A 16,929-nucleotide genomic window follows, 5' to 3' on the forward strand; every position below is an offset into this window, starting at 1 on the left:
GTGGTGGGTTCCGTTTTTTTTTAGCAGAAACCCATTCCCAATGGGTCTTAGCAAGATGATTAACCCTAATAAAACACCACCTCCACATTCGGGAGAGCACTTTTCAACTTTTCGATATCGTTGCTGCGCAAAGAGGTATTGAAACAGATGACCGTTTCCAATTTCTTGAGCTCCGTCAGTCGGTCGAACTTGAAGACTTTGGTGTTTGAACAGTCTATCCATTTTAAGTTAGACAGTCCTTCGAGCCCCGTGAAACGCTTGACGTTTGTTCCTGAGCAATTGATTCGCTCCAGTTTGGTCATCGTTGTAAGCGGGCGTAAATCATCAATGGCCGTATTGCTAAAGTTCAGTGACTTGAGGTTATTGAATTTAAGTACAGACAATAAGTCCGCTACTGGCATTTCCGTAAAGCTTAGCGCTTCTAAAGCTTTTAAGTCTGGTAATGAATTCAAATCTTTCATTCCCAAACGGTTTAGACTAAGTTCTTTCAATCGATAAAACTCAGACAGTTCCGCCAAACTGGTGATGGATGAGCCTTGAATATTCAGCTTTTCTAGAGAAACCAACTGGTGTAATTGTTTGGCAGTTGGCTGGGCAGCCATCACCACATTTTCTTTAAAAGCTCGTTTTATTGGCTCGCTCAAAATTCCCCACCAAGCATTTAAGGCTTTGGTTTGGAAAATCACGGTCAAGTCTTCCTTCTTATCGAGTAGCAACGAAACGGCAGTTTTATCAACATTACTCCCCTCTAAACTCAAGTATTTCAACATGGTCAATCGCCCCAAGTCAGTGATATTTTTGACCTTGGTGTTCTCAGCCTCAATATGTCTTAAGTTAGATAAGTTCGCCAAAGGCGAAAGATCCGCTACGGCCGTATTGTTTAGCGTAAGTGTTTCTAGACGTTCCAATGACTCAAGCCCTTGAAGGTTCTTTAGTGGATTGGAGTTCAGATTCAAATGCGCGATTTTCTTCAGCTGCGCTAATGGCGCTAAAGTTATAATTCCGGCTCCTTCTAAGTTCAAAGAATCGATTCTTAACAGCTGAATTAAATCTTCATTATCAGGATTTGGCATATCCATATACTTGGTCAAAACGCCTTTCCACATGTCTGACATACCACCCCACCACTGTTCTAATTGTTTGGTGTTCCTTACCACCAAAACTCGTGGATTAGCCTCCACATAAGCCTCTGTACTGGCTTCATCTAATGGTGCATTATCACAGTATATCTTTGTCAAGGATTTCACTTGAGCTAGAGGCTGAAGTGACTCTACCTTTGTATTGGTAATATTCACCGTTTTCAATTGCGCCAAGGCTGAAAGCGGAGTCAGGTCACTTACATTTGTCAACTCAAGGTTTAATTCTTGTAAGGCAGAAGCTGATTGAAAACCATTCAGGCCTATGATATCGCTTGCCGATAAGTCCAGCTTTTTAAGCTTACTCAACTTAGAAAAATCGATTGTTACCGTTTGCGCGGCTTCTGATAAGTTTAGTTCTTCCAGAGAAGTAAGGTTACTTATAAAAGACAAGTCGATTTGCTTGATTCTAGACAGATTCAGTTTCTTTAATTTCTCAAACGACTTCAACAATGAGAAATCCTCTACATGACAATTCGTGAGATTAAGCGACTCTATTTCGTTATGATATTTTAGGTATTGAAGGTCGAAAACGGAGCTATTTGAAACATCCAGTGACTTTAATGTATTGATGGATCGCAAAGGTTTTAGATCATTGATCCATGTATTGCTTATTTTCAGATACTTCAGGTTAGTAAGCTGATAAATTGGATCAAGATTGAGTACTAGGTCATTTCCTGATAAATCAAGGGAATCGATTGAGGCCAAACGCACCAAGTCCTGACTGGACATACTATCTCCTTGAAAATTGATTTTATCCTTAAAAACCTGCTTCCAGCCAAATGTAAGCAGCGACCACCACTCTCTAAGCTGTTTATCTTTACTCAGTTTATTGGTATAGATACTGGCGATCTTTAATTCACTCTTTCTAGGGTCTAAATTCAATTCAATGAATCTCTTTTGACTACTATTCACAGGTTCTCCACTCAGAGAAGTGCCTTGCAAGTTTCTTATGATTTCGGCCTTATAGAATGGCGTTCCATCTTCTTTGGTTTGCACCAGTATTTCTGTGATTTCGAAATCGAAAACCACATTCTTAAAGAAGAAGTCAATGTCCTTTAAGTAAGCTTGGATGTCTTTAAAAATCGGAGTTGATCTCTTTTCTTCCAGATCATCTTCTACTTGAACTTTAGGGTCGACAAAGAGTTTTGCATAGCTATTGCTAATGATCACCTCTTTCTCGCTTACCGCAGTACGCTCTGCCCCTATTACATTCAGGTAATATTCTAGCGCACTGATAATTTCTTTTACTCCCTCCTTCTTTTTTTCCAACACAGAGTCAGGCAAAACAGGAGATTGCGCCCATAATGAGGCACCTGCGCTGAAAAAGAGCAGCAATAAAATGAGTCTATTTCTTCTCATAAATCATTTTCAATAAATCTTCTTTCTGAGAAGCATTGACTTGGAGCAAGTCTGAAATTAACCAACCCGAGTTGTCGTTGGCACGATTAAAGTTGTTGAGAGAGAAATACCAGCCATCAACCCCGAAGAAATGATAATTCATTCGGTTTACAGTTTGAAATTGAAGGATCCCCATTTTTACTTCGTAGAGAAAAATTGTCAAAAAATCTGGCTTATAATCTGCCAAAGTGTAAGACTCAGGAACGCCTCCTTTCAATAGGGCTTTTCTTAAGTTCATGAAGTCAAGCTCATGGCTCATTGGATGTAGAAACACCTTAGTTTCGCCTCGCTGCTTATCAAACATGGTTTTATAAGGTTCGAAAGCGACATCGGCTATGACCCATTCGTAACCAAGTGCCTCCTTCTGGATTTTCATATAAAGCAGCAAAGGGAGCTCTTTTCCTTTATAAAGAAAGGTAGTATTCACCACGGCAAACCAATCTTTTGAATGCAAATTCAAAAACGCTGGATTATCAGCCTGTGTTACCCTTTCAATAAAGTCATTCTTGGCTTGAGAAGAAATATCAGTATCCTCTTCATCGAAGAGGATACTGAGGTACCTTTTACGCAATCTTTCATTGCGATATTGCCTGTCATCAGGCTCAAACGTTCTTCCTTTTACGTCTTCCTCTCCGTTAAAGCGCTTAAAAAACTGATTGAGTTGCTTCGTGCTTGCCAACAGTTGCTGCTCGATTTCATAATTCTCTCCCACAATTTGAGCGGAGGAATACGAAGTAAAAACGAAAAAGAAAGAAAGTGAAAGAAGAATTAGTCTTTTCATACTGAAGTTTCAGATACTCTGATATCGCCCAAAATTACGTCCCAAAATTCGATAGTTCTACCTGCAATTTGAGTCTTTTTCTTTTCTACGTAAATGGTAATATCCTTTTTAGTCGTGTCTTTGTAGTTCAATTTGTCCGCAGTAGTTCCTTCAAACTTCTGGTAAACAGTCACTACACCAACATATCGGCCATCAGGTTGTCTTTCCAAATCAGATATATACTGAACATCATACCATTCAATATTTACCTTATCATAGTTAAGCGCCATCAATCTTTGAAAATACTCACGCACTTTGTAGTACTTGATCTCTTCTGAAGCTAGCGATGACACGCCCATTTCACTACCTGGAGCAAATAGCTCTTCGGCCCTGTCCATAACACGGTTGGCTTCAGAAAAAGGAGTGTCCTTGTTTCCAATAATAGCGATGTACTTACCTAGGTCTTTAACTTTTTCCAATGCAAGTGAATCAATTGCTTTTTCACGATTGGGATCTACTGGACTTTGAGCTTGGGTTGAAACAGCAAAAAACGCCATTAAAGCAACCACATAAGAAAGTCTTTTAAATATTTGATTGTTCATAATTTTCTTGTGTTAGGGTGTTTTGACTATTTCTTTACTAATACTAACTCTTTGATTCTGCCTTGAGAATCCATCACCATTTCCTTTACCTTGTGTGGAGCCTTCTTAAGGTCCTTTAAATAGTTAAGGTACTTAGTAATCGTAGTTGGTTCGTCAAAATCTTCAGTTCCATTGGCTGCGTAAAAAATGATCAATACTGGAGCTTCTCCATTACTAAACATTCCAACGGCTTCTCTGATGTTATTATTTGCTGCGTTAATAGAAGAAGCATTCGCGATTTGTCCAAAGTAGTTAGACAACCTAGCGTCAAGCGCTCTATTGGCGGCCTCTGGGTCTACTTTTGGCTCTTCCTTTACAGGAGGAGTTGGCTCTGGAGTAGTTTCTTCAATAACTTCTTCTGGTTCTTGGTTGGCATCAACCACCGCTTTTTGACTCTTACAAGAGGACAGTACAAATAGCAGTACACAGAAGACTGGCACTAATTTAAAAATGCTTTTCATGTTGTGTGAATTTGGTTTCATATATATGGCTTCGTTAAACGATTACTCTTCAAGCAAGTTCTGTTCCAAGTAACTATTATTTTCTTTAAACAGCTCTTTCCACAACTTTATATAGAGTTTTCTTTTCGAATAGAGAAAATTGCTGTCAAAATGGAAACAATAATCTTGTAAGCGGGCAAATATGGGGAAAGAATGACTCATTCGTTTGCCTTTTCTTACCAAGCCCGTGGTGAAAACCCCCAGTGCAAAAAAAATATCGCAACAGGACTGGGCCCATTGCGACATTAAATAAAAAGTTAAATATTTTTTTTACCCTTTTGGAGCTACTTGCGCACCCTCGGGCATTTTGAAATTATCCATGCTTGGAACTTCTTTTGAAAGCTTTACATTTTCGAAAAGCACTTCGTTTCTCATCCCACCAACTTCTCCATCAGTATACTGGTACCATTGCAAAGATTTTGGAATGGTAATTCCGTTGATGGTTTGCCATTGATCATACTTAATCAAGCTCCATCTGTCACTGGCCTCTTCTCCACCAAAGGTAGCGGTATACATTAGCCAAGCCATTTTGTTAGTTTCTGGGTCAGAATAAATAATATAATTGTCTTTTGATGACTCACCCACACCACTTTCATATGACACTTTAACTCCATTGTAAATTGTGCCCAAAATGTTCATTGGTTCTACATCTTCATATATGACGCCTTGATCACCTACAACAAAAGGGAATGCATAAAAATAGAAATAGAGGTTATAGGTCATTCGAGCTCGAGAAGCGTTGGCCGTTGCTGGCATCATCCACACCTCATTGCCATCAAAACCAGTAGTATCATTCTCCGATTCAATTCTTGTATATCTACTTTGAAGCTCAATCAGATGATGTTGCCCATTCGACATATCATAAGAAAGCTGCTTCATCTCAGACCAGTTACCAAAACCACCATGGGCTTCAAAAACTTTAGTAATGCTGGCAGAGTGATGTTCCGTTTTAGGAGGACCCATTTTCACTTCTTCAATTTTATTATCAGTTTTTGTCCCTCCACACCCCATTAGGATCGTCATAAGGAAAACTATTAGATACTTTTTCATTTCGGATTGATTAAATTCAGCTGTAAAGTTCACGAATTTACAGATTTTCAACGTCAGATGGCTTACTCAAAGTCATACTTGGGCAAGAATGATCAGAATTTATATTGAGCATCAATCAATTAGACAGTTTTATTATGGAAGAAGAACTATTCAACCAAGTAAGAGACACTATCATTTCGAAGCACCCTGAGGTGACAGAAGGGACAATGATGTCATCCCCAGGGATACAACTGAAGGGTAAAAACTTTGCCTTTTTCTATAAAAGGTCACTTACCGTTCGTTTAGGTAGAGATTTCGAACCAGAATCAGAAGGCATTCATAAATATGAATTGCTTAATCCCTTCAAAACTAAACCTCCATTAAAAGACTGGTTTGTGATAAGCTATGAAGAGGCAGAAAAATGGCCAATGTTGGCCGAGATTGCTTTGAACCAGATGAGAAGTAGTAAATAACCTTTCCTCATTCTTGACCATTTTCTATAGCCCAGCAAACTCAATAGCTCTAAGCAAGCGGCTATCTAAATAAACAAATACTCAATTCTTTTCAGTAGCTGTTTGGAACTGTATATTTGGGCAAGAAATGATTTGAATGAAAGAGGATAAAAAACAATTCGAAACCGAGGCAATCCGCACACAAATCGAAAGTACGCATGCGCAGGAACATTCTACTCCTATGTACCTTACTTCTAGCTTTACCTATGAGGATGCAGAAGAAATGCGTGCTGCATTTGCGGGAGAGAATGACAAGAATATTTATAGCCGTTTTAGCAATCCAAACCTTCAGGAGTTTGTAGACAAAGTCTGCACAATGGAAAAGGCCGAAGCAGGTTATGCCTTTGCTTCCGGAATGGCGGCAATTTTCTCAACTTTCGCGGCCCTACTTTCCTCTGGAGACCATATCATTTCTTGCCGATCCATTTTTGGTTCAACGCATACCGTTTTCGGTAAAATACTTCCCAAATGGAAAATCGATACTACTTATGTGGACATTGACAACACAGGTGATTGGGACAAAGCTATTCAGCCCAACACCAAAATTCTATATGTAGAAACTCCTACAAACCCAGCAGTGGATATTATTGATTTAGAATGGCTGGGCCGTTTCTCAAAAAAACACAATCTCATTTTAGTAGTCGACAACTGCTTTGCCACTCCTTACCTGCAACAACCAATTCAGTATGGTGCTGATTTGGTAATCCATTCGGCCACCAAATTCATGGATGGACAAGGGCGTGTAATGGGCGGAGTCACGGTGGGTAAAAAAGAGTTGATTGATGAAATCTATGCCTTCAGCAGAAGTACTGGTCCTGCGCTATCCGCCTTTAATGCTTGGGTAATTTCTAAAAGCTTAGAAACCTTAGCCGTACGCATGGATCGTCATGCTGAGAATGCACTCAAACTGGCTAAATTTCTTGAAAAATCGGAATTCGTGGAATGGGTCAAATACCCTTTCTTAAAGTCGCATCCGATGTATGAGGTAGCCAAAAAGCAAATGAAGTCGGGCGGAGCTGTAGTGGCTTTTGGCATCAAAGGAGGCTTAGAAAGCGGAAGAACATTTTTGAACAATATTAAGATATGTTCGCTTACCGCCAATTTGGGCGATAGCCGAACTATTGTAACCCACCCCTCTTCTACCACACACGCAAAGCTTTCTGAAGAAGAAAGAATAAAAGTTGGAATTACTCCGGAACTGATTCGTGTTTCAGTAGGTTTAGAGCACATCACAGACATTATAACCGATATTGAGCAAGCCTTAAAAGCCGCCCAATAAATCTCCATATGAAAAACATAACTGCCGAAATTCTAACCATTGGAGATGAAATCCTTTATGGTCAAATTTTAGACACCAATGCCCAATGGATGAGTGCTCAACTCGATCTACTGGGAATTAGAGTAGTCAGAAAAACTACGGTTGGAGACAATGAACCTGACATTCTGCATGCATTTACCGAAGCAGAGAGTCATGCAGATTTGGTTTTAATTACGGGCGGATTAGGCCCCACCAACGATGATCTTACTATGCCCACTTTGGCCAAGTATTTTGGTTGCAAGGTTATTGAAAACGCTAGTGTTTTAGCCCATGTAAAGGACTTCTTCGAAAAACGTGGAAGAGAGTTTACGGAAATGAACAAAAGGCAGGCCTTGGTGCCAGAAATTGCTGAAGTAATTCATAATTCGTTGGGCACTGCTCCTTGCACTTGGTATGAAAGAAATAGAAAAATATTTATATCCATGCCGGGGGTACCCCATGAGATGAAGAATGTGATGAAGGAGTTTGTAATCCCTAAAGTCCGTAACTTCTTTCAAACCCCAGTAATTTACCATAAGGTGATTAAGACAGTGGGGATAGGTGAATCCTTCCTAGCTGAAAAAATTAAGGATTGGGAGGAGACTCTTCCCCCACACATTCACTTGGCATATTTGCCTAGCATAGGCCATGTGAAATTAAGGCTTACTGCCATTGGTGAAAACCGGAGCCAGCTTGAAAAAGACGTTCAGCAACTGATCAAAGAGTTTATTCCCTTGGCAGGTAAATACATCTATGGGTATGATGAAACAAGTTTGGAAGAAGCGATAGGCCTCTTGCTTATTGCTCAAAAGAAGACAATTGCTCTAGCAGAAAGTTGTTCGGGTGGATTTATTCAACATAAAATCACTCAAATTCCCGGATCATCTGCTTACTTTCAGGGCGGAATTGTACCTTACCACAACCAATTTAAAATTGACGTGTTAGGAGTTAAGGCTTCTACCCTTGAAAAACATGGCGCGGTAAGCGAAGAATGTGTTAAGGAAATGGCCGAACGAATCCGAGAGAAATTCAACTCCGATATCGGTGTAGCCAGTAGCGGAGTTGCTGGGCCAAGTGGTGGTTCTGAAGAAAAACCAGTCGGAACGGTGTGGATTGCCTTTGCTGACGGCAAACAAACCATAACCAAAAGACTTCAATTAACGCAGAATAGAATATTAAATATTGAATTAACAGAAATAGCCGTACTAAATTTGGTAAGAAAAAGTTTGAACCAATAGAACATTGATAATATTTGGTTTAATGCTATTTTTGTCTTTTTAATGCGAACGTTTTTAATCTCTAAGAACATAAGAATATGGCACTTGTAGAAATGGTGATGCCTAAAATGGGCGAGAGTATAATGGAGGGCACAGTGTTGACTTGGCTAAAGCAAGAAGGCGACACAATCGAAGCCGATGAGTCTGTATTGGAAGTAGCCACAGACAAAGTTGACACCGAAGTTCCTGCCATTCATGCGGGTGTTTTGAAAGAAATATTAGTAAAGGAAGGCGATGTAGTTCCTGTAGGCGCTCCCATTGCACGAATTGAAACAGAAGCTTCTGCTGGTGGCGACTCAGCACCTGTTGCAGCAGCACCTAAAACGACTACAGCAAACGAAAAACCTGCAACAGCGGCCTCAAATGGACAAGCAGCAGTTTTAGATAAACCAGCTGGTGACCGATTCTATTCTCCATTGGTGATGAACATTGCTCGTGAGGAAGGGATTCCTATGAGTGAATTGGAAAGAGTTCCAGGGACTGGTAGAGAAGATAGAGTAACCAAGAAAGATATTTTGGCCTATGTGAAAAACAGGCCGCAAGGAGGTGTTGCACCAGTTCAATCCCAAGTTGCAGCTTCTGCTCCAGCGCAGTCAGCACCTAAGCAAATGCCAATTTCGATTTCTGGTGAAGATGAGATCATCGAAATGGACAGAATGCGTAAGATGATTGCCGAACGTATGGTGGATTCTAAGCGTATTTCTCCACATGTCACCTCATTTGTTGAAGCTGATGTATCAAATGTAGTTGCATGGAGAAACAAGGTGAAAAATAGCTTCATGGAAAGAGAAGGCGAGCCAATCACCTTCACTCCAATCTTTATTGAAGCCATTGTAAAGGCGATAAAAGACTACCCAATGATTAACATTCAGGTAGACGGAACTAGAATCATTAAGAAAAAAGACATTAATATTGGTTTGGCCGTAGCCCTTCCAAGTGGTAATCTTATCGTACCTGTAATACACAGGGCTGATCAGTACAACTTGACTGGACTTACTAAGAAGGTGAATGCTTTGGCTAAAAAAGCACGAGAAAACAAACTAACCCCAGACGATTTGCAAGGCGGTACTTTCACTGTTTCAAATGTAGGTTCTTTTGGGAACGTAATGGGAACACCAATCATCATGCAGCCTCAAGTGGCTATTATGGCTTTAGGAGCGGTAGTTAAAAAACCAGCGGTAATCGAAACACCTTCTGGTGATGCAATTGCTATCCGTCATAAAATGTTCCTTTCCCATTCTTACGACCATAGGGTGGTAGATGGATCTTTAGGAGGCATGCTCGTAAGAAGAGTAGCTGATTATTTAGAGAAATTTGACCCTAAGCAAACTTTATAAATTTAGATATAACAAGCTTCTCTAAGGCCTCAATCAGAAATGGTTGAGGCTTTTTTCATCTTTATATTTCAACGTAAACGGGAACTGAAATACCTCCTCATCCATTAGTCAAACTAATCACTATTTCTGTTAACCAAAAAACACAAATATGTGCGTTAATATATATTTCATTACCTTATCTGGAGAATTAACAACCGCATTCTAACTAATGCACCGATACTACGTGCCCAAAATAATTTTAATAACTTAGACTTCTAACGAATCATTTTTTTAACAATAAAGGAAAATAGGCTTTGTAATGAAGAAAGCGACATTCATAATATATTTGTAATTTTCAATCGACTTCATATCAAGAATAAGTATGAAACAAAAACTAAAGAGCATTCTATTGGTTGACGACAATGAGGCTGATAATTTTTATCACGAAATTATCATTGATAAGTCTGAACTTGCAGATGGTGTTGTAGCCATAACGGGGGGGCATGAGGCTTTAGAGTATCTTCAATTAAGTCTACAAGGGGAAAAACCTTCTCCGGATTTAATTTTCCTAGATATTAATATGCCCAGAATGGATGGCTGGGAGTTTTTACAAGAATACGCCAAATTAGATAAAGCTAAAAACGAACTTATAATCGTTGTAATGCTCTCTACCTCTAAAAATCCAGAATACATGGAAAAGACTAATGAACTAGCTGATGTCAGCGAGTTTACCAGCAAACCTCTTACCACGGAATACCTAGAAGAATTACGTTTGAAATACTTCAATAAATAACAATCTTTAGCAAATCGAATAAGTCAATCTTAATTCACTAATTTTCAAGTCCAGTTACAACCATTGGTCGATATAGTATTATGAAAGAAACAACCGTAAAAGAACTAGCAGAACTAAAAGCATCAGGAGCTGATTTTCAGTTGATTGATGTAAGAGAAGAAAACGAATTTGAAATCGCTGAAATTGGTGGAGAATTGATTCCCATGAACACCATTCCTGGCAACATAGATAATATCAGCCGCGATAAAAAAGTGGTGATTCACTGCCGCAGTGGGAAACGTAGCGGAGATGTAATCAACTGGTTAGAGCAGAATCATGGTTTCGAAAACCTCTATAACCTTAAAGGTGGAATCCTGGCTTATGCCGATGAAATTGATAATAGCCTAACTAAGTACTAGGCTATTCCTCCAGAAGGTTGAATAAACTTCGACCTTCTGAAAAACTTAAAACCGACTGTATTTTCTAACCCGAATAAAGTTACGAATCACACCGAAGAGCACCAGTAAAACAATTGGCCCAACAAGGTTAATCAACTGCCACTTCAACTTCTCTTTTTGCGCCCTAATTCTATCCAGCGGCCTCAGTTTAATTTCTTTGTTCCTCGCCTGAATTAGCCCATCATCATCCATCAAATAGGTTAAGGCGTTCATCATGAAATCTTTATTAGCGAATATTCTTTTCTCATCCCCTTCTGTATAAGGGTTAAAACCCATATCCAAAGGTGTCCCTCGTTGCATCTCATTTCTGATAATATCGCCATCTCCAATCACGATGATTTTTGTATCGGGGCTATCGGCTTTAAAATCATTAGTATTTACTCCCTCTTTTGGCAAAACTCTATTTTTGAAAAGGCTCTCAAATTCCCCTTCTAACAAATAAGCAATAGGATATTGACCTCCTTGATAAAGACTCGGGTCGTTCTCCACTGCGATCTCCTCAAACGAAATGGGCGCTGGTGCATTGAGTATTCTAGTGTATTGTGAGGTGAATATTAATGGAGTTTTCTTAATCCCTTCAGCAGCTACTGTGTCGATCGTACTGGTGAATCGTGTATAAACGGCATCTAAATTCCGAGTGATCGGATGTTCACTAAACCACGAAGCGCCAAAGAAAAATGGCCATTTTAAATTGGTGATGGTTTCAGAATCGTCCATCAATACTGGGTATCGACCAAAGTTCTGAGCATCTAAAATAAAGTCCTTTTTCAGCCTAATTCCATAACGGAAAAACAGATCATCCAGATCAAGTGTGTAAGGCAATCCAAAAGTACCTACTCCCCCAGCTTGGTGCATATCCACCCCTAGGGCATCCACCATAAAAACAGCCTTCCCTCCATGCATCAGGTGCTGGTCAATCTTGAACTTATCTTCTCTAGAAAAAGCCTTGGTGGGCTTTGCCATAATAATGACATCAAAGTTTTTTAACTCCTTTGTCTCACTCAAATTGACAGGTACAATATCAAATGCTTCTGAGAAATCGCGAGCAAACCAATAGATGTTCAACGAATCAAGTTCTCCGTGCCCCTGAAGCAAGCCAATACGCTTCCTATCTATATTAGCAATACGCTGAATTCCAGTGGCCAATTCATATTCAATTCCTTCAAGCGATTGATTGAGCTTCATTTCAAATGATGCTCCTTGATTGCCTTTCAATAATAAAACACTGGAAGTTCGGTCTCCATAGCGAAGCACCACATAAGGGAAAATAAGCTTCTGGACATCCGTTCCATTATCGTTATCAAATATTCTAGTGGGTGAAAGTCCCGAATCCATCCAAGCCTGATAGTTTTTATTTCTCTCAGTTTCCGTAGAAGCGGCTCCAGGGTCGTTAATTGAATAGTAAATGGGCTGACTACTATAAACCCCAAGCTCTTCCACGGTTTCTACAATGGATTTTTGAAAACGCTGAAACTCGGTAGGTAAATCCGTTCCCAATAAAATCTCAACATGTAAAGGCTGATTCAGTTTCCCCAATAATTCCTTAGTAGGATCTTGAAGTGTATAACGTTTTTCTTCTGTTAAATCGAACCTCCAAAAGAAGTTGGCGGCAACTACATTAACCGCAAAAACGATGAACAAACCCAATCCAAATATCCTGATGGCCTTTACCCTGTACGGTTTGAATGACATTCTCCGCGTAGCAAATTTGAGCGAAGTAAGCAGCAAAACAACAGTGATGGTACTTAAGAAATACACAAGGTTTCTTGAGTCAATCAGACCGCGGCTCATGGCATCATAGTGAAATGAAAGGCTCATTTCATCAATATATAGTGCAGTTTGACCGGTAAATATATCGGCCAATGAGCTTATGCCTGTGAACATGAAGAAGCAGAAGAATACGGCTAGAATGAAAGCGACTATTTGGTTTTCGCTGAGTGCCGATGCAAATAATCCAATGGATGTAAATACACCACCAAGCAAAATAAGCCCCATATAGGAGCCAATAATTCCTGGGGTATCTAAATTACCAACTGGGCTTCCCAGCTGATAAACCGAGTAATAATAGACAACTGTAGGGATTACGGAGAAAATCACCAAATTGAAAGCCGACAAGTATTTCCCAAAAATGATCTGAAAATCGCTTAATGGCCGAGTAAGCAGCAACTCTAATGTTCCGGATTTTCGTTCTTCAGCCAACATACGCATGGTAATGGCCGGAATAAGAAACATATAGACAAATGGGCCTAATGAGAATAGCGTATCGAGCTGGGCATAACCGTAATCTATTACGCTGGTCTCAGGAAAAACCCACATCAGCAAACCAATACCAGTAAGAAAAACACCAATCACCACATAAGCAATAAGCGAATTAAGAAACTGCTGGACTTCCTTTCTATAAATCGCCCACATTGCCCTGTTGGTTAGTTAAGTCGTAGAAAATCTGCTCCAGGTCTTGCTCAATCAGTTGCATTCCTAAAATCACCCAATTCCTTTCAGAAGCCAGTTTAAAAAATCGTTCTCGAATGTCTTTGTTACCCTTCGAAGTCACCTGATATTTCCCAGTGCCCAAATCCTTAAACTTGAAATCTCTAATTTCAGAAATAGCTTTAAGTTCAATTGGTTTAGACAATTCAACATGTAAAACCTGCTTTGCCCCTGAAGTTAAATGTGCCACGGAGTCATTGGCCACAATTTTACCCTGATTTATAATCACCACTCTATTACACAAAGCTTTTACTTCTTGCATAATATGAGTTGAAAGAATCACGGTCTTATCTTTACTTATTTGCTTAATTAAACCTCTGATTTCAGCAAGTTGGTTAGGGTCTAAGCCTGTGGTGGGTTCATCTAGAATAAGTACTTCTGGATCATGCAGTAACGCTTGAGCCAATCCCACTCTTTGTCTATAGCCTTTAGAAAGCGAACCTATTTTCTTATTCTGCTCACGTGTCAAGCCACAAAGCCCTATCATTTCAGCGATTCTCAACTTTCTCTTCTCCCCTTTGATCTGATGAAGTGAAGCAATAAAAGCCAAATACTCGTGAACGAACATATCTAAGTACAGCGGATTATGCTCTGGTAAATAGCCAATGATCGCCCGCGCCTTTTTAGAGTCCTTCACAATATCAAAACCGTTCACAATCACTTCACCTTGTGAAGGAGGTAAATAACCTGTCGCAATTTTCATTGTGGTTGATTTACCCGCACCATTTGGTCCCAGAAAGCCAAGAATATCTCCTTTGTTAACTTTAAAAGAGATTCCATCAACAGCTTTCTGTTGTCCATAAACTTTGGTGAGTTGCTTTACCTGTATCGACATTGAATCCTTAACGGGGCGTAATATTATTTATTGGGATTTCCTTTTGGCCATAATGGCCGAACTTCTAGATCAACCACATGGTAATTAGGAAAAGTTTGAACAGACTGAACAATGGAATTCGCTACATCTTGTGGACGCATCATATTGTCATTGGCATTTGCTAATTCAATACTATCGAAGAAATTGGTATTCGTTGAACCAGGGTAAATTGTTGTCACCTTAATTCCATGCTCTCTTAATTCTTGGAAAATGGAGTGTGAAATACCACGAACCGCGTGTTTTGTTCCCACATACCCAGACATTGTTTTAATTCCGCTCGTTCCAGCGATAGAAGAAATATTAATGATATGCCCTTCCCCTAATTCAATCATACTGGGTACCGCTACTTTAATACAGTAAAACAATCCGTGGACATTGATGTCATACATTTCCTTCCATTCGGCCACATCCATTTCATGAATCAATCCCTGATAGCCCATTCCAGCATTATTCACCAAAACACTGGCTTTCCCAAGTTTGTCAGAAGTGGCTTTATAGGAAGACTGAACGTTTTCCCAATCAGAAACATCAGTCTTAAAGAAATGGAAATTAGTATCTTCTAACTTAGGTGAAGTCCTCCCCCATCCCGCCACAATAGCTCCTTCAGCCAATAATTGCTTAACGGTTTCTAATCCAATCCCTTTACTCACGCCAGTTACAATGGCCACTTTCCCTTGAATATCCATAGTGTGAAATTAACAAGCTAAAATTGATTATGGAAGATTGCGCAATGTTAATCTTAAAATGAATTTTATTAACTTCTCGAAAAAATTCAATATGATACTATCCACCACAGATTTTGTCCCGAATAAAGAGATAATAGAGATCGTAGGTATTGCCAGAGGAAGTACTGTAAGGGCTCGAAATGTAGGGAGAGATATCTTCGCAGGTTTTAAAAACTTAGTTGGGGGCGAAATAAATGAATACACTCAACTACAAGCTGAGTCAAGAGAAGAGGCGATCTTTCGAATGAAAAAAGATGCTGAAAATCTCGGTGCAGACGCCATCATCAACGTCCGGTTCTCCACCGCAATGATTATGCAGGGAACTGCTGAAATTTTAGCTTATGGAACAGCAGTCAAATTGAAATAATTCATTCAAAATGACCACCCTTATTATTTGGGCAGTGATTGCGCTTTGGGTCGTAATCGCTGTCAGAATAGCTTTTGGTATAAAATATCGAATCAATCAACGCAATAACGAAGAATTCGAGAAACGAAGCAATTAACAATTACTGCAGCGCAATCAACTTCTGTAATAGAATAGTCATTCCTTTTTCGGCCTTTGCAGCTGCTGCTAGTATTTTAGAAAGTTCAGCGACTTCCAAATGATCTGGGTCACACAAATCTGTTATAGCAGAGACCGCAAACACGGGAAGGTTCATATGTCGAGCCACAATTACTTCTGGCACAGTAGACATCCCTACAGCATCAGCCCCAATAATCTTAAGGAAACGGTATTCAGCCCTAGTTTCTAAATTAGGGCCGCTTACACCAGCGTATACACCTTCATGACATCTTATACCTTCATTCTTGGTAATCTCCATTGCCTCATTAATCATTTTTCGCTCATATGGTTCACTCATGTCAGGAAAACGCCCTCCAAATTCATCAAGGTTAGCACCGGTTAAAGGGTTCTCTTTGGTCAAATCGATGTGATCTTCAATGATCATTAAATCAGCCACCTGAAAATTCAAATTTACACCACCCGCAGCATTTGAAACAAAGAGTTTCTTAATCCCTAAAAGGTTCAATACCCTTACAGGAAAAGTAACCTGTTTCATATCATAACCCTCATAGTAATGAAAGCGACCTTGCATAGCGACTATCTTCTTCCCAGAAAGTTCACCGAAAATCAGTCTACCGCTATGACTCTCAACCGTAGATATTGGAAAATGAGGTATTTCTTTATATTCAATCGTATGTTCAATGTTAATCTTATCAACCAAGGCTCCTAAACCAGTACCCAATATGATACCGAATTCGGGTTTGAAATTATGTGCAGATTGAATATAGTTCAGTGCTTCAAATACTTGTTTGGTGTAGTCCATCATGTCAATTCTTCTTTCAATTTCAAAGATGCAAAAGAATTCATTTGGAGAGGAACTTTAAAGTTCAAAACTTATCCTCATAAATATGCATCCATTAACTTACCGATTACTATGTGCTTTAAAACAAAGACATTAATTTTGAATTGAAATCAAATCCGCATATGATCACAATAGTAGTAGGTACCAATCGCAAAAATTCAGTGAGTAGGCAAGTAGCCAATTATTACCGATCTATTCTTATTGATAAAGGTGTGGATACAGACATTGTTGACCTCGTTGATCTTCCACACGACTTTACGGGCACTGCTCTATATGAAAACAACGGCAGTAATGAAAATTTCAATGTTATGAGAAACAAAGTTCATGCTGCAAACAAACTCCTTTTTATTGTGCCTGAGTATAATGGTTCATTCCCAGGG

The 16,929-nt window shown here is 39.5% G+C and carries 17 protein-coding genes; 8 read left to right on the forward strand and 9 right to left on the reverse strand.

What is annotated here, in order from left to right:
* Nucleotides 1-65 precede the first annotated feature (65 nt).
* The 5 genes from AWN68_RS08310 to AWN68_RS08335 form a co-directional block, all read right to left on the reverse strand.
* Nucleotides 66-2,498 (reverse strand): leucine-rich repeat domain-containing protein, encoded by a 2,433-nt coding sequence (locus AWN68_RS08310; protein WP_068413943.1) that lies wholly within the window; start codon nt 2,496-2,498, stop codon nt 66-68.
* Nucleotides 2,485-3,318, reverse strand: coding sequence for a hypothetical protein (locus tag AWN68_RS08315; RefSeq protein WP_068413945.1), 834 nt, complete (start codon nt 3,316-3,318; stop codon nt 2,485-2,487). The genes AWN68_RS08310 and AWN68_RS08315 overlap by 14 nt, the downstream gene beginning before the upstream one ends.
* On the reverse strand, nt 3,315-3,854 hold the full coding sequence (locus AWN68_RS08320; RefSeq protein ID WP_245657986.1) for a hypothetical protein: 540 nt from the start codon (nt 3,852-3,854) through the stop codon (nt 3,315-3,317). Before AWN68_RS08320 ends, AWN68_RS08315 begins: the two co-directional genes overlap by 4 nt.
* Before the next feature lie 71 nt (nt 3,855-3,925).
* Complete coding sequence (locus tag AWN68_RS08325) at nt 3,926-4,399, reverse strand: hypothetical protein (RefSeq protein WP_084362806.1); 474 nt, start codon at nt 4,397-4,399, stop codon at nt 3,926-3,928.
* Between the two features lie 309 nt (nt 4,400-4,708).
* On the reverse strand, nt 4,709-5,488 hold the full coding sequence (locus AWN68_RS08335; RefSeq protein ID WP_157716135.1) for a DUF6503 family protein: 780 nt from the start codon (nt 5,486-5,488) through the stop codon (nt 4,709-4,711).
* Nucleotides 5,489-5,622: 134 nt separating this feature from the next.
* On the opposite strand from AWN68_RS08335, the gene AWN68_RS08340 reads away from it, so the two are divergent.
* The 6 genes from AWN68_RS08340 to AWN68_RS08365 all read left to right on the forward strand — a co-directional run bounded on the left by AWN68_RS08340 (nt 5,623) and on the right by AWN68_RS08365 (nt 11,060).
* A complete protein-coding gene (locus AWN68_RS08340; RefSeq protein ID WP_068413957.1) occupies nt 5,623-5,940 on the forward strand; it encodes a hypothetical protein in 318 nt (105 codons plus the stop codon).
* 136 nt (nt 5,941-6,076) lie between these two features.
* Entirely contained in the window at nt 6,077-7,258 is a 1,182-nt protein-coding gene (locus AWN68_RS08345; protein WP_068413960.1) for a trans-sulfuration enzyme family protein, read from the forward strand.
* Nucleotides 7,259-7,266: 8 nt separating this feature from the next.
* Nucleotides 7,267-8,514, forward strand: a complete 1,248-nt coding sequence (locus AWN68_RS08350; protein WP_068413963.1) for a competence/damage-inducible protein A — start codon at nt 7,267-7,269, stop codon at nt 8,512-8,514.
* A 77-nt stretch (nt 8,515-8,591) separates the two neighbouring features.
* Nucleotides 8,592-9,890 (forward strand): dihydrolipoamide acetyltransferase family protein, encoded by a 1,299-nt coding sequence (locus AWN68_RS08355; protein WP_068413966.1) that lies wholly within the window; start codon nt 8,592-8,594, stop codon nt 9,888-9,890.
* A gap of 361 nt (nt 9,891-10,251) precedes the next feature.
* Nucleotides 10,252-10,662 carry a response regulator gene (locus AWN68_RS08360; RefSeq protein WP_068413969.1) on the forward strand — a complete coding sequence of 137 codons (411 nt, stop codon included), beginning with the start codon at nt 10,252-10,254 and terminating at the stop codon, nt 10,660-10,662.
* A gap of 80 nt (nt 10,663-10,742) precedes the next feature.
* Nucleotides 10,743-11,060 (forward strand): rhodanese-like domain-containing protein, encoded by a 318-nt coding sequence (locus tag AWN68_RS08365; RefSeq protein WP_068413972.1) that lies wholly within the window; start codon nt 10,743-10,745, stop codon nt 11,058-11,060.
* Between the two features lie 45 nt (nt 11,061-11,105).
* Here the strand turns inward: AWN68_RS08365 and gldG are convergent, their stop codons facing one another.
* From gldG to AWN68_RS08380, 3 genes are read right to left on the reverse strand one after another with little or no spacing between them, the layout of a single operon-like run.
* Entirely contained in the window at nt 11,106-13,511 is a 2,406-nt protein-coding gene (gene gldG / locus AWN68_RS08370; RefSeq protein WP_068413975.1) for a gliding motility-associated ABC transporter substrate-binding protein GldG, read from the reverse strand.
* Complete coding sequence (gldA, locus tag AWN68_RS08375) at nt 13,495-14,421, reverse strand: gliding motility-associated ABC transporter ATP-binding subunit GldA (RefSeq protein ID WP_068413977.1); 927 nt, start codon at nt 14,419-14,421, stop codon at nt 13,495-13,497. The genes gldG and gldA overlap by 17 nt, the downstream gene beginning before the upstream one ends.
* Nucleotides 14,422-14,444: 23 nt before the next feature.
* A complete protein-coding gene (locus AWN68_RS08380; protein WP_068413979.1) occupies nt 14,445-15,146 on the reverse strand; it encodes an SDR family oxidoreductase in 702 nt (233 codons plus the stop codon).
* A gap of 58 nt (nt 15,147-15,204) precedes the next feature.
* Here AWN68_RS08380 and AWN68_RS08385 point away from each other — a divergent pair, with 58 nt between their 5' ends.
* Nucleotides 15,205-15,552, forward strand: coding sequence for a YbjQ family protein (locus AWN68_RS08385; RefSeq protein WP_245657985.1), 348 nt, complete (start codon nt 15,205-15,207; stop codon nt 15,550-15,552).
* Between the two features lie 139 nt (nt 15,553-15,691).
* On the opposite strand, the gene AWN68_RS08390 is transcribed toward AWN68_RS08385, so the two are convergent.
* A complete protein-coding gene (locus AWN68_RS08390) occupies nt 15,692-16,513 on the reverse strand; it encodes a purine-nucleoside phosphorylase (protein ID WP_068413982.1) in 822 nt (273 codons plus the stop codon).
* Between the two features lie 158 nt (nt 16,514-16,671).
* Between AWN68_RS08390 and AWN68_RS08395 the strand changes: the two genes are divergently transcribed.
* The coding region (locus AWN68_RS08395; RefSeq protein WP_172796050.1) for an NADPH-dependent FMN reductase at nt 16,672-16,929 on the forward strand (258 nt) is incomplete at its 3' end.

Source organism: Roseivirga echinicomitans, assembly GCF_001592935.1.
GTDB classification, from domain to species: Bacteria; Bacteroidota; Bacteroidia; order Cytophagales; family Cyclobacteriaceae; genus Roseivirga; species Roseivirga echinicomitans.